This window comes from Caballeronia calidae (assembly GCF_900044055.2).
GTDB classification, from domain to species: domain Bacteria; phylum Pseudomonadota; class Gammaproteobacteria; order Burkholderiales; family Burkholderiaceae; genus Caballeronia; species Caballeronia calidae.
In genome coordinates, this window is record NZ_FCOX02000004.1 from 193,686 (window position 1) to 206,737 (window position 13,052).

A 13,052-nucleotide genomic window follows, 5' to 3' on the forward strand; every position below is an offset into this window, starting at 1 on the left:
GCCAACGTCGCACGTGGGCGACGGCCGCGAAACCCGTATGTTAGCGCGTGCCGGCGGGCGCTGTGCGCGTCTACGTTGCGTCAGAACCCTCCGTCGATCTCGATCCTGCTGCTGTCGAAAAAGCGCGACAGGCGAAACGCGTGCGGATCGACGAGCGGCGCGTCGTTCGCGACGAGGTCGGCCATCAGCTGGCCCGCGCCGGGCCCGATGCCGAAACCATGGCCCGAGAAGCCCGTCGCGATGAACAGCCCCGGCCTGCGCTCGACTCCCGAGATGACCGGCACGGCGTCGGGCGTCACGTCGATATAGCCGGCCCAGGCCTGTTCGATCCGCGGATGAGCGAGCGCCGGGAAGAGCGTGCGGAACTCCGCGACCGCGGCCTCGTTGAACGACTCGACGGGCGCGGGATCGAGCGTGCGCGCCGTCTCGAATACGGTCGGCCGATCGAGCGGCCAGCGGCGCGGCCGGCGGAATTCTTCGAAGAAGCGCGCGTTCAGGCCGAGCTTGATCGAGCCGATCTGACTCTTCAGCGCGGGCAGGAATTTGCCGAAGAGACGAAAGCTGTCCGGCGTGAGGTCGTGGTAGCTGTGAAACGCGTTTGCGATCGTGTAGCCGCCGTCGAGACGCTTGCGATAGCCCATCTCCCGATTGCACGCGCTGACTTCCGGCCCGCCGTCGAGCGGCGAAGTGCGCATGACCGACGAGCGCACCATGAGTTGCGGCACGTCGATGCCGAGGCTGCCCGCGAAGTATCGCGTCCACGTGCCGCCCGCGACGACCACGCTCGCGCAGCCGATGCGCCCGTATTCGGTGACCACGCCGCTGATTGCGCCGCCGCTCGTCTCGATGCCGCGCACCGCGCAGGGCGTCAGCACTTTGACGCCGCGTTCGCGCAGCGCCGCGGCCATGGCGGGCACGGCGCGCTGAGGCTCCGCGCGGCCGTCGCTCGGCGTGTGAATGCCGCCGGCGAAGCGCCGCGCGGTGCCCGACATCAATGCGGCCGTTTCTTCCGGCGAGACGATGCGCGAATCGAGCGCTTCGCGTCCCACGAGCGCCACGGCGCGTGCGAGCCATGCTTCATGATCGGCGAGGGCGCGGGCATCGTCGGCGGCGTAGAGAATGCCGCACTCGCGATAGCCCGTGTCGATACCGAGTTCGTTATCGATGCGCCGCCAGAGCTTGAGGCTTTCGAGGCTCAACTCGAGCTCGCGCAGATCGCGATGCGTCGCGCGGCACCAGCCCCAGTTGCGGCTCGACTGCTCGCCCGCGATATAGCCCTTCTCACAGACCGCGACCGACAGGCCCTTGGCGGCGAGCGCACGTGCGGTGCTGATGCCGATGACGCCGCCGCCGATGATGACGACATCGACGTGATCGGGAAGGGTGCGGTCTTCGGTGATGCGTTCGGTGGGTGGTCCCATGTTATGTGGTGGTTTTTAGAACGGTCAGGGCGAGATCCGTGGATTCCGAAGCGAGTGCATGATCGACGTGCTGATTGAGGTGATAGTCCGCGATGACACGCGCGTCGCGCAACTCCATCAAGTCTCTGGCGATCGCTCTAGACATCTTGTACTTCTCATCGATCGGATTGATCATCGGGTGATTCAACTGCGCAATCAGTTGTTCATGTCGGCCGCGCGCATTGCCGACCGTGCCTGGAACCGGCAGTCGCCGGTGAAACGCAAGCGCTGCATGGAACGCGCCGTAATACGCGCGGCTGCAGACGGCCCGAAACTGCGGTTCATCGGCTGCATTGCGAAGCAGCGCGGTCGCGCATTCGACGAGTTCTTCCGCCGTGCTGCTCATAGCGACTCTCCATTGATCGTGACGTAGAAAGCGAATGCCGCGAGAGCACCCTGTCTTCCTTCCTCCCGGATCACTTCGTGCTTCATGTCGTGCGCCTGCTGCCACGGCAGCGGGATTCTCAAGCTGTAGTTCACGCTGCGGCAGATATCCTCCACATACAGCACGCGCGGCACGACGACCGGCCGAAACCCGTGCCGCCTCAACACCGTCCCCGCGCAATCGAGCAACCGTCCGGCCTGCTGATCGGTGACGTCCGTTTCGACCATGATCCTGCGCGCGGTCATCACCTGTTCGGCCCATTCATCGTTCCACGCGAACCCGGCCGCACGCGTTTCCTCGATCAACTCCGCCGTGCGCCCGATGGCGCCCGCAAGAAAGCCATAGCGCGCGATAGCCACGAGATCCCGCTTCGACGGCGTGCCGAGCGCCCGATACAACGCCTGCGCCTCCGAGAACAACCCGAGATTCAGCCGCATGATCATCCAGTTCTCGCGCCCGACATCCGTCAGCCCGAGCGCCACGCTGTTCCTGAACGCCGCCTCCGCGCCTTCGACATCGCCGGCGAGCCCGCGCCACGACCCCGTCAGCTCCCACGCGGCGCACGCGTCCACGCGCATCAACTGATCGATGTCATGTCTGATCGCGCGCCATTCGCGCGAGCGCGGAGAGATTTCCGACGGATCGATGAAGCGGGGCGACGCGGCCTGCAGCGCGTTGATGCGATCGACGATCTGATGTGTTTTCGGTTGCGGTATTGCGTTCATGTCGTGTTGCCGGGAGATGCGAAAAGCGATGCCGTATCCGTGCGCGCGTAACACTTTACTTATCGCGCATCGGCCAAAACGGCGGGTGAAAGGATGCTAAGTGAATCGTTCGTGTTTGACCATACGAATGAAATTGCCAAGCGGCATCGAGTCATCGTCGAACGGGCGCAAACCCTCGTCGGACAAGGCGCGCGGGCTGGCATAGTTCGAATGGCATAAGCCATTTCGCAGGCTCTCTGCGTCCGCACGCACGATCCGATACGATGCACGACGACACGCTCGCCGAAACCGTTCAGGCGATTCGAACAGGCGGCAGCGCGTCGAACCGCAACCGTCATCGGGCGCGCGCCTCGCATCTGATCGGGCACGGCGCATGCGGCGCCGGTCATCGCAATTCCACTTCATCTTTCGGAGAACTCTCGTGCAAAAGACAGCATCGGCAAAATGGAGCGGCGGCATCAAGGACGGCAAGGGTTTCATCTCGACGCAAACCGGCGTGCTCAACGAAGCGCCGTATGGCTTCAAGTCGCGCTTCGAGGAAGGTCCGGGCACGAATCCCGAAGAGCTGATCGGCGCGGCGCATGCGGGCTGCTTCACGATGGCGCTTTCGTTGCAGCTCGAACAGGCGGGCATGAAGGCCGAGAGCCTCGAAACGAAGTCGACGGTCACGCTGGACAAAGACGGCGACGGCTTCACGATCACCGCGTGTCAGCTCGATCTGAAAGCGAAGATTCCCGGCGCGGACAAGGCCGCATTCGATAAGGCCGCGCAGGCCGCGAAGGAAGGTTGTCCGGTGTCGAAGCTGTTCGCCGGCAACACGAAGATCACGTTCAACGCGGAGCTGGTTTCCTGATCCGAGGCTTGCGGCAATCGAGTGGACGCGGACGGGCATTTCAGCCGTCCGCGTTTTTCTTGCGCGCGAATTCCTCATCGGCCATGTGTGATATGTGCTTCAAGAGCGGGGCAGGCAGTTGTTTGAATCTGTTCCCACGACGTACTCATCGATTCGTGGTCCTGGGCGGCGCGCGACGAACATAGCCGCGTGCGAAGCAGGCTCCCGAGGTGGTTTCGGACTTTGTCGTCGCCAGCGACTTCAGTGAACTCATCCGTGACTACGATGTCGTGACGAAAAGATAAGGAAAGCCAAAAAAGAAGAGCGGCGAGAACGACGTCCGCATCACGTACATCACGAAATCGCCTGCCGGGCTCGACGTCATGATCGAACTGACCTCGGTCAAAGTCGACCGAATTGACAACCCTGATGCAGAAGACTCGCAGATCGCATTTCGCCGGCTATACCGCGCATATGGAATGAGGCTTGCTGACCGGTCCTTTACGAATACATTCAGGCCCCGCTGACCGATTGCTGCGGTACACGCGGGTTGAAATGGGCCTGAAACACAACCGGGCCCATGAAATTCCTACAGACGACCGTCTTTATCGGGCAAGTTCCATGGTGCAGTCGAGTGCTGCAAAATCCGCGCTAGACCGGTCCGTTTCTTCGGAGGCGTCGCGCCTGGTGGAACTGATCCCCTGCGCCGCGTTGTTGTACTCCGAGGACGAAACGATCCTCGCTGCGAACCGGATGTTCTGCGAACTCGTCGGCTATGCCCCGGCCGAGTTGCGACGCCAGCGCGTGGGCGACCTGACGCTGAGGCAGGATCGTCAGCGCGACGATGCCGCACGCATCCGGTTGCTGGAACGGCGGCAGACCGAACTAGCCTACGAGAAGCATTTGCTCGGAAAGAGCGGCAATGCCATCCGCTGCGAAGTGGCGCTCAAGCGCATCACGGAAAGCGGGGCGGTCCGGTATCTTGCGCTCGTGCGCAACCTCGACGCGCATCGGCCGGACGAACTCGACGTCGACGATCCGCGTGACGAAGGCGAGTTGATCCTGCAGTCCATCGATGAGGGCTTCGTTCTGCTCGACCGCGAATTCCGCGTCAGACGCATCAACGACGAAGCGCTGCGGATCGACGGTCGCCCGCGCTCGGCCATCGTCGGCAGGACTCACTGGGAGGTCTGGCCCGGATCCGAAAACCTGCCGCTCGCGGACGCCTACCGCCGGGCGATGCGCGAACGCATCCAGATGAGTGTCGAACAGGTCTACCGCCACAACGGAAAAGACATGTGGATCGAAGCCCGGGCTTACCCCTTCGACGACAACCTCGCGGTGTTCTACCGGGATATCACGCAACGCAAGCAGGCCGAACGGGCGATCCGCGAAAGCGAAGCGAAGTTTCGGACGATCGCCGACGCCATGCCGCAACTCGTCTGGTCGACACGGCCCGACGGCTTTCACGACTACTTCAACCGTCAGTGGTACGAGTACACGGGCGTGCCGGAAGGCTCGGCCGATGGCGCCGTGTGGGCGGGCCTGCTCCATCCCGACGACCGGCCCGCCATGCAGGCGCGCTGGCAACACAGCCTGGCCACGGGCGAACCCTACGAGACCGAATTCCGGCTCCGGCATCGCTCGGGGGAATATCGCTGGCGGCTCGGGCGCGCGCTGCCCGTGCGCAACGAGGACGGCGAGATCGTGCGCTGGATGGGAACGAGCACGGATATCCACGAACGCATCGTGATGCAGGCCACCCTGCGCGATACGCAGTCGCGCCTGGAAGCGGCGCTGACCGCCGCGGAGATCGGCACCTGGACGTGGGACATTCCGGCCGATCACGTCCGCGCGGATCGCAACCTGGCGGCGATGTTCGGCATTGCCGAGGAGGTCGCCGACGCCGCGCCGATGGCCGCCTATTTCGATGCCGTACACCCGGACGATCGGGGCGCCGTTCGCGCTGGCATCGACAGGTCGCTGAGTACCGGCGAGCCCTATCACGCGCAATTCCGCATCCGCGAGGCCGGCGGGGCCATCCGCTTCATGCAGGCGCGCGGCACGGTGGCCACCGATGCCGACGGAAAGCCACAGCGCATGTCAGGCGCGGTCATCGACGTGACCCGTCAGCGGATGGCCGAAGAGGCGCGCCGCATCAGCGAATCGAAATTTCGCACCATCGTCGAGTCCAATGTCATCGGCATCATTCGATATCGGTTCGACGGTACGGTGGTCGAAGCGAACGACGCTTTCCTGCATATGCTCGGCTACTCGCGCGAGCACTTCGAGCTTCACGGCTTGTCCTGGCGTGCGCTCACCCCGCCTGAATGGGGCGAAGCAGACCGCCGCGCCCGGGCCAGCCTCGAGACGACCGGCAGGATGGAGCCCATGGAGAAAGAGTACTTTCACCGCGACGGCAGCCGCGTACCGGTGTACATGGGCGCCGCGAACTTCGAAGGCTCGCGCGACGAAGGTATCGCCTATCTCCTCGATATCGGAAAAGTGAAGCAATCCGAAGCAGCGCTCAGGTCGAGCGAGCTCACCTTCCGGACGCTCGCGGAGAACATCCCGCAACTGGCCTGGATGGCCGACAGCGACGGGTTCATCTTCTGGTACAACAACCGCTGGTTCGAATACACCGGCACCACGCTCGAAGAAATGCGGGGCTGGGGCTGGAAGAAGGTGCACCATCCCGACTACGTCGAGCGCGTGGTGGAGCGCTACCGAAAGCAGATAGTCGAAGATCAGTGCATCTGGGAAGACACCTTTCCGCTGCGCGGCGCGGACGGTCAGTATCGCTGGTTTCTGTCGCGCGCCATGCCGATCCGCGATCAGCAAGGTCGTGTGATGCGCTGGCTGGGCACGAACACCGACGTCACGCTGCAACGCGAGGCCGAAGAGGAGCTACAGCAGGCGAACCGGCGCAAGGACGACTTTCTCGCGATGCTGGCGCACGAGCTGCGCAATCCGCTCGCGCCGATCAGCACCGCAGCGCAATTGCTCAAGATGGGGGAGCGAAACGCCGAGAACATCAGGCGTTCCAGCGAGATCATCGACCGTCAGGTCAAACACATGACGGACCTGGTGAACGACCTGATGGATGTGTCGCGCGTCACGCGGGGCCTCGTGTCGATCGAGAAGGAGGAGGTGAGCGTGGCGTTCGTCGTCAACAGCGCGATCGAGCAGGCGCGGCCGTTGATCGAGGCGCACAGGCAAGAGCTGGTGCTGGATCAGGGCGATGGCGACGTCATCGTGCTGGGCGACCGCAGCAGGCTGATCCAGGTACTGACGAACCTGCTGAACAACGCTGCGAAATACACCCAGCAAGGGGGCCGCATCACGCTCACGGTGCGCGTTCGCGGCGCTCAGATCGACATCAGTGTCGCCGATAACGGCATCGGCATAGACGCGACGCTGCTGCCGCATGTATTCGAATTGTTCAGTCAGGCCGAACGCACGCCCGACCGCGGCGAAGGCGGCCTCGGTCTCGGCCTGGCGCTCGTGAAAAGCATCGTCGTGCTCCACAACGGCCATATCGCCGCGAGCAGCGCAGGGCGCGGGATGGGCAGCACATTCAGCGTCTCGCTGCCTCTGCTGCCCGAAGACGGTGCGTGCGAGACCTCGTCGCACACGGACCGAGTCGCCGTTCGGGTTCTGCGCATTCTCCTGATCGATCGCGCCGAAGACGGTGACGCGGCCCTGTCCGCAGCGCTGCAGTCGGACGGCCACACGGTCGCGCTGTGCCGCGACGGATCGTGCGCGCAGGCGCGCGCAAGCGAGTTGCATCCGGACGCCGTCCTGATTCGTACCGATCTGCCCGATCTGGATGGCTACGCGCTCGCACGCCAACTGCGCGCGTTGCATCCACATGAGCAGGCGTTGTATATCGCGCTGAGCAGTACATGCCAGTCGCACGACAAGATCGTCGCTCGCAGCGCTGGCTTCGACCACCACCTGGAGTGGCCGGTAGCGCTGACTTCACTGAGAAAGATTCTGGCGATGACGTCGCTCTAAACGGCGCCCCGTGCGATTCGAACTGAACGTGCTCTATATCCACGCACGCCTTGGACTACGATCACGTCGTGAACTATCGTGGAGATGACGAACAACGTGCAGATGGAGAACGCGATGATCGATTCCTCCAGACTTCGGCAGGCCGGTTTTCGAGGTGAGCTCATCGAGCCAGGCGATCCGCGTTACGACGATGCTCGCACTGTCTTCAATGTGTCGATCGACCGGCGTCCCTTGCTGATCGCGCGCTGCGTCGATGCCGACGACGTCTCACGGACCGTGCTGTTCGCACGCGAACAGGATTTGCCGCTTGCGGTGCGCGGCACCGGTCACAACGTCGCCGGATATGCCGTATGCGACGGAGGCGTCGTCATCGATCTGTCGCTCATGAAAGCGATAGCCGTCGATTCGTCGGCGCGCACCGTGCGTGCGCAAGGCGGTTGCAACTGGGGCGAAGTGAATGATGCGCTTCAGCCGTTCGGCCTTGCCGCTACGGGCGGTTTCGTCTCCATCACCGGCGTCGCCGGACTGACGCTCGGCGGCGGCTTCGGCTGGCTCGTCCGCAAGCATGGACTCGCACTCGACAATCTGCAAAGCGCCGAAATCGTGCTCGCCGACGGTCGCACGGTGAACGGCAGCAGCCACGAGAACGAAGATCTTTTCTGGGCGATTCGCGGTGGCGGCGGCAACTTCGGCGTGGTGACATCGTTCGAATTCAGGGTTTATCCAGCCGGGACCGTGCTTGCCGGCATCGTGCTGCATCCCGCGAGCGCAGCGGCCGATGCCATTCGCACATGGCGAGATATGGAAATGGAGGCACCGGAGGAATCGACGATCGGCGCGCTTCTGCTTCACATGCCGGATGATCCCTCGCTGCCGCCAGCATTGCGCGGCGCGCCGGTCGCGGGTCTCGGCGGCGTGTATGCCGGTCCGGTCGAAGAAGGCGAGAAAGCGCTTCGGGCGTTGCGCGAATATGGCCCGCCTCTCGTCGACAAGTTCGCGCCCATGCCCTACAACGAAGCCCAACGCATGGCGGACGCACTGTGGCCGCCGGGCCTTCACGGCTACTGGAAATCGAGCTACCTCAAAGGACTCGACGATGCAGCCATCGCCGTCGTGGTCGATGCTTTCGCGCGGGTGCCATCGCGTCAAACGGTGATCGTCGTGGAGCACTACGGGAACAGCGCGTGGAGTCGCGTTTCCGAATCGGCGACTGCGTTCGGGCATCGCGAGTGGCCGTGGAATATCGTCGTCACGTCCGCGTGGTCCGATGCCGGCGATGCTGAACGGAACATCGCCTGGACGCGTGAACTGATGGATGCGCTGCTGCCGTACAGAGCGCCGGCCGCGTATGTGAACTATCTTGGTGGCGACGAAGGAAGCGCCGGCCTTCAGGCGGCGTACGGAAGCAAACTAGAGCGCCTCGCCGCGATCAAGGCGAAGTACGATTCCGCGAACCTGTTCCGACAGAATCCGAATATCGTGCCTGCGGCGCAGGGGTGATCTGCTCAAGCAAGAAGCGACCGCTGGTCATCGCGCATGCATTTCGCACATCGGTTCGACGTCGACAATTTGAACGATTCTTTCCAGATCAATAACTCGGTGAAGTATCTGAGTCCCGACTACGCTGGGTTCAAGCTTGGTGCGTTGTACGGATTTTCCAATCAGGCTGGCGGCTTCGCGAACAATCACGCGTATAGCTTTGGCTTGTCGTATTTGTGGGGGCCGCTCAACTTCGGTGCCGGATTCCTGCAATTGAACGGCGCCGCGCAGACGCCCGGCCAGCTCAATACGAACGGCGCGGTCACCGATACGCCCGGCTCCTCCCTTTCCAACGGCGTTCCGCTTGGCGCGCTGGCCAGTCGTCAACAGACCTGGGGTGCGGGCGTGAACTACGCATTCGGCCCCGCGGTGGCGGGCTTCGTCTACACGCAGACCAATCTGATGCAGCTACTTCAAACGGGCTTCAGTGCTCATTTCCAGAACTTCGAAGGCAACTTTCGCTATGCGCTCACGCCGGCAGTCCAGCTCTCGGCCGCATACACCTATTCGCGCGCAGGCGGCAATGCAGGCGGTGGCAGCCCGCACTGGAATCAGGTAAGCGCCATGGCCGACTATCGCTTCTCGCGACGCGCGGACGTCTATCTCCAAGGCGCATGGCAGGGCATCAGCGCGAGCAGCAGTTCGCCACTTGGCGTCGCGTGGATCAGCGGTGTCAGCGCGCCGTCCTCCACGAGCGACCAGGTTCAGGCGACTGTCGGGATGAGGCATCGCTTCTGACGCGATCGCAGGCTAAGCCTTACCCGCACAGCGACGCGAAACGCGGCATCGAGCGACGTGCTTCAGCGCGCCTGGCCGTGTTTCCGCGCGGCCTTGTGCGCGTACATCTTGCTGTCGCTCGACGCAAGCAGATCGATGATCGACGCATGCCGAGCCGCTTCGAACTGCGTCTGCCCGACGCTGAAGCGAATCTCATAGCCGCGCGACGATGCCGCGTTGCTCGCCGCCAGCGCGACGCGCAGACGGTCGAGCGCGTGGCGCGTTTCGTCGTCGCGGGCGTCGGTCAGAAGCGCGACGAACTCGTCGCCGCCCAGACGCCCGATCACATCGCTCTCCCGCAAGGACTCGCGCAACGCGGCCGCAAAGGTCGCCAGCGCGCGATCGCCTTCCGCATGGCCGAAGGTGTCGTTGATGCGCTTGAAATCGTCCAGATCGAAGAACAGCAGCGACGCGTCGCGGCCCATGCGCTTGCACACGTTCAGCGCGTGCTGTGCGAGCGCCTCGAAGCCGCGGCGGTTCGCGATGAGCGTCAGCTCGTCGACGGTCGCGAGCTCGATCGCCGCGATCTCCTGCTCCGCGATGTGCGCAAGATCGCGCAGCAAGCCGCGCTGCTCCGTATCGAGCTCGCGCGGACGCGTGTCGATGAGGCATAGCGTGCCGAGCTTCGACCCGTTGGGCACCGTGAGCGGCTGGCCCGCGTAGAAGCGGATGCCCGGATCGCCCGTGACGAGCGGATTGTCGTGAAAGCGCGCGTCGGCGCGGGCATCGGGGATCATGAAGACGTCGTCGTGAAGGATCGCGTGTCCGCAGAAGGACACGTCGCGCGCGGTCTCCTGCACCTCGAGGCCTGCGCACGACTTGAACCACTGCCGGTTTTCGTCGATGAGGCTCACGAGTGCGATCGGCACGTCGAACACGCGCCGGGCCAGGCGCGTCAACCGGTCGAAGCGTTCCTCGGCCGGCGTATCGAGGATGCCGAGCGTGCGCAGCGTCGCCAGGCGGGCGGGTTCGTTGTCGGGTTTCGGTGCGACGAGCATGGGCCTCCGGTTCCTGTACGTAACGACTGAAGACATTATTTTCCGACAATTGTGCGAACAATTCATCCGCCCGCGTTTACGCACCCCGACAAACGCGCGGCGCCGCGTTTTCGCTATCATGCCGATGGTCTGCGGCCCTTTGTCACGGCAATTTCTTCGCACGCCCGGCGCCCGACGAGGTCCGACGCATTCGGCGCGATTTGCAGCGACCTTGCGGCCTCATCGCATGTGCCGACGATCCCATTCACCCGATCCGCCCGGAGCGCCGATGAAATTCAAGCTGGACTGGACCCTCGTCACCCCCATACTCGCGCTCGTCGTGCTCGCCGCGGCCGCGTTCATCCACACCGGCGTGTTGACGGTGCTCGCGGCCGTCGCGCTCGCGTTCGCCGTATTCGCGGCGGTGCATCACGCGGAAGTGGTCGCGCATCGCGTCGGCGAGCCGTTCGGCACGCTGGTGCTCGCGATCGCGGTCACGGTGATCGAGGTCGCGCTGATCGTCTCGGTGATGCTCTCCGGCGGCCCCGACAAGGCGGGCCTGCCGCGCGATACCGTGTTCGCCGCGATCATGATCTGCAGCGGCGCCATCGTCGGCCTGTGTCTGCTGGTCGGCGGCCTGCGGCATCACGTGCAGGACTTCCAGCTGCAAGGCGCGAGCGCCGCGCTCGCGATTCTCTGCGCGCTTTCCGTGCTCACGCTCGTGCTGCCGAATTTCACGAGCACGATCGCCGGTCCGACGCTGTCCACGTCGCAACTCATCTTCGTCGGGGTGATCTCGCTCGTGCTGTACGTAACCTTCGTGTTCGTGCAGACGATCCGTCACCGGGATTACTTTCTGCCTTTCACGCCGCCGGCCGCATCGGGCGCGCTGGAGGAAGACGACGCGCCGCACGCGCCGCCGCCTAGCAACCGCGAGGCGTGGGTCGCGCTGCTGTTCCTGCTGCTGTCGCTCGTGGCGGTGGTCGGGCTCGCGAAGCTCCTGTCGCCGGCGGTCGAGGCGGGGGTCGCCGCGGCGGGCGCGCCGGAAGCCGTGGTCGGCATCGTGATCGCCGCGCTCGTGCTCCTGCCCGAAGGCCTCGCGGCGCTGCGCGCGGCGCGTCTGAACCGTCTGCAGACGAGCCTGAACCTCGCGCTCGGCTCGGCGCTCGCGAGCATCGGCCTGACGATTCCGACGGTCGCGGTCGTATCGATCGTCATGGGCCAGCCGATCGAGCTCGGGCTTGCGCCAAAGGAAATCGTCATGCTGGCGCTGACGCTGCTCGTATCGGTCATCACGCTCGGCACCGGCCGCTCGACGGTCCTGCAAGGCGTCGTGCATGTCGTGATCTTCGCGGCGTTCCTGTTCCTTTCGGTCGTGCCTTGATGAACGTCTGCGTTCGATCGTGCGATTTTGTTACCATTCGCGGTTTGTCGCGCGATCTCGTGCGATGGTTCATCGAAAGTCCCGAAGGAAAAGCATGTCATTCAAGAAGTCCGCATCGCTCGCGATGCTCGCCGCACTCGCCGCCGTGTCGTTCGCGGCGCACGCCAAAGAGATCACGCAAATCCGCTTCGCCGTCGATCCGTCCTATCCGCCGTTCGAATCCAAGCAGGCCGACGGCAAGCTCGCCGGCTTCGACATCGACCTCGGCAATGCGCTCTGCGCGCAGATGAAGGTCAAGTGCGTGTGGGTCGAGAACAATTTCGACGGCATGATTCCCGGCCTGAAGGCCCGCAAGTTCGACGCCGTGCTGTCCGATATGGGCATCACCGAAGAGCGCCTGAAGCAGATCGATTTCACCGATCCGCTCTACGACACGCACGCGCAACTCGTCGCGCGCGCCGGTTCGGGCATCCTGCCGACGGCGCAGGCGTTGAAGGGCAAGCGCGTCGGCGTGGAGCAGGGCACGGTGCAGGAGCGTTACGCGAAGGTGAAGTGGGAGCCGCAGGGCGTGACGGTCGTCGCGTATGGCGACCAGGAGCAGGTCGAGGCGGATCTCGTCGCGGGCCGCATCGACGCGATGTTCACCGACGCCGCGCAGGCCGCCATCGGCTTCCTGAAGAAGCCGCAGGGCAAGCCGTTCGCGCTCGTCGGGCCGATCGTCGAAGACAAGGCGATCATCGGTCCGGGCACGGCCATCGGTCTGCGCAAGGGTGACGCCGATCTGAAGAACGGCCTGAACAACGCGTTCGCCGAGATCAGGAAGAACGGCACGTTCAAGCGCATCATGGCGAAGTACTTCGAGACCGATATCTCGATCCAGTAAGCGCCGTCCGGCGCTTTCGACCGAAAAAGGCATCGCTCGCGGTGCCTTTTCTTTTCCTTTTCGATAAGAGACC

9 protein-coding genes and 1 pseudogene are annotated in these 13,052 nt (G+C 64.0%); 7 read left to right on the forward strand and 3 right to left on the reverse strand.

Features of this window, described 5'->3' with window-relative positions:
- Positions 1-80 precede the first annotated feature (80 nt).
- The gene (locus AWB78_RS06235) at positions 81-1,421 is read right to left on the reverse strand and encodes an NAD(P)/FAD-dependent oxidoreductase (protein WP_062603262.1); all 1,341 of its coding nucleotides are present in this window, start codon (positions 1,419-1,421) and stop codon (positions 81-83) included.
- 58 nt (positions 1,422-1,479) lie between these two features.
- On the opposite strand from AWB78_RS06235, the gene AWB78_RS46310 reads away from it, so the two are divergent.
- The gene (locus AWB78_RS46310; protein ID WP_157697419.1) at positions 1,480-1,833 is read left to right on the forward strand and encodes a hypothetical protein; all 354 of its coding nucleotides are present in this window, start codon (positions 1,480-1,482) and stop codon (positions 1,831-1,833) included.
- On the opposite strand, the gene AWB78_RS06245 is transcribed toward AWB78_RS46310, so the two are convergent.
- Complete coding sequence (locus tag AWB78_RS06245) at positions 1,803-2,570, reverse strand: hypothetical protein (protein ID WP_062603265.1); 768 nt, start codon at positions 2,568-2,570, stop codon at positions 1,803-1,805. The two genes, AWB78_RS46310 and AWB78_RS06245, sit on opposite strands and share 31 nt — an antisense overlap.
- Before the next feature lie 421 nt (positions 2,571-2,991).
- On the opposite strand from AWB78_RS06245, the gene AWB78_RS06250 reads away from it, so the two are divergent.
- The 4 genes and pseudogenes from AWB78_RS06250 to AWB78_RS06265 all read left to right on the forward strand — a co-directional run.
- A complete protein-coding gene (locus tag AWB78_RS06250) occupies positions 2,992-3,423 on the forward strand; it encodes an OsmC family protein (protein WP_062603267.1) in 432 nt (143 codons plus the stop codon).
- Between the two features lie 534 nt (positions 3,424-3,957).
- On the forward strand, positions 3,958-7,419 hold the full coding sequence (locus tag AWB78_RS06255) for a PAS domain S-box protein (protein WP_082883243.1): 3,462 nt from the start codon (positions 3,958-3,960) through the stop codon (positions 7,417-7,419).
- 84 nt (positions 7,420-7,503) lie between these two features.
- Positions 7,504-8,919 carry an FAD-binding oxidoreductase gene (locus tag AWB78_RS06260; protein ID WP_062603271.1) on the forward strand — a complete coding sequence of 472 codons (1,416 nt, stop codon included), beginning with the start codon at positions 7,504-7,506 and terminating at the stop codon, positions 8,917-8,919.
- A 39-nt stretch (positions 8,920-8,958) separates the two neighbouring features.
- Positions 8,959-9,696, forward strand: a pseudogene (locus AWB78_RS06265) (porin); the annotation flags it as partial.
- A 62-nt stretch (positions 9,697-9,758) separates the two neighbouring features.
- Here AWB78_RS06265 and AWB78_RS06270 read toward each other — a convergent pair.
- On the reverse strand, positions 9,759-10,733 hold the full coding sequence (locus tag AWB78_RS06270; protein WP_062603272.1) for a GGDEF domain-containing protein: 975 nt from the start codon (positions 10,731-10,733) through the stop codon (positions 9,759-9,761).
- Between the two features lie 268 nt (positions 10,734-11,001).
- Here AWB78_RS06270 and AWB78_RS06275 point away from each other — a divergent pair, with 268 nt between their 5' ends.
- Both AWB78_RS06275 and AWB78_RS06280 read left to right on the forward strand, forming a co-directional pair.
- A complete protein-coding gene (locus tag AWB78_RS06275) occupies positions 11,002-12,096 on the forward strand; it encodes a calcium:cation antiporter (protein WP_062603274.1) in 1,095 nt (364 codons plus the stop codon).
- 94 nt (positions 12,097-12,190) lie between these two features.
- A complete protein-coding gene (locus AWB78_RS06280) occupies positions 12,191-12,979 on the forward strand; it encodes an ABC transporter substrate-binding protein (protein WP_062603276.1) in 789 nt (262 codons plus the stop codon).
- The last annotated feature ends 73 nt before the right edge of the window (positions 12,980-13,052 follow it).

Coding starts and splice junctions, on each gene's coding strand:
- AWB78_RS06275 (WP_062603274.1), top strand. CDS start 11,002: ATGAAATTCAAGCTGGACTGGACCCTCGTCACCCCCATACTCGCGCTC.
- AWB78_RS06260 (WP_062603271.1), top strand. CDS start 7,504: ATGACGAACAACGTGCAGATGGAGAACGCGATGATCGATTCCTCCAGA.
- AWB78_RS06280 (WP_062603276.1), top strand. CDS start 12,191: ATGTCATTCAAGAAGTCCGCATCGCTCGCGATGCTCGCCGCACTCGCC.
- AWB78_RS06245 (WP_062603265.1), bottom strand. CDS start 2,570: ATGAACGCAATACCGCAACCGAAAACACATCAGATCGTCGATCGCATC.
- AWB78_RS06255 (WP_082883243.1), top strand. CDS start 3,958: ATGGGCCTGAAACACAACCGGGCCCATGAAATTCCTACAGACGACCGT.
- AWB78_RS06235 (WP_062603262.1), bottom strand. CDS start 1,421: ATGGGACCACCCACCGAACGCATCACCGAAGACCGCACCCTTCCCGAT.
- AWB78_RS06270 (WP_062603272.1), bottom strand. CDS start 10,733: ATGCTCGTCGCACCGAAACCCGACAACGAACCCGCCCGCCTGGCGACG.
- AWB78_RS46310 (WP_157697419.1), top strand. CDS start 1,480: ATGATCGACGTGCTGATTGAGGTGATAGTCCGCGATGACACGCGCGTC.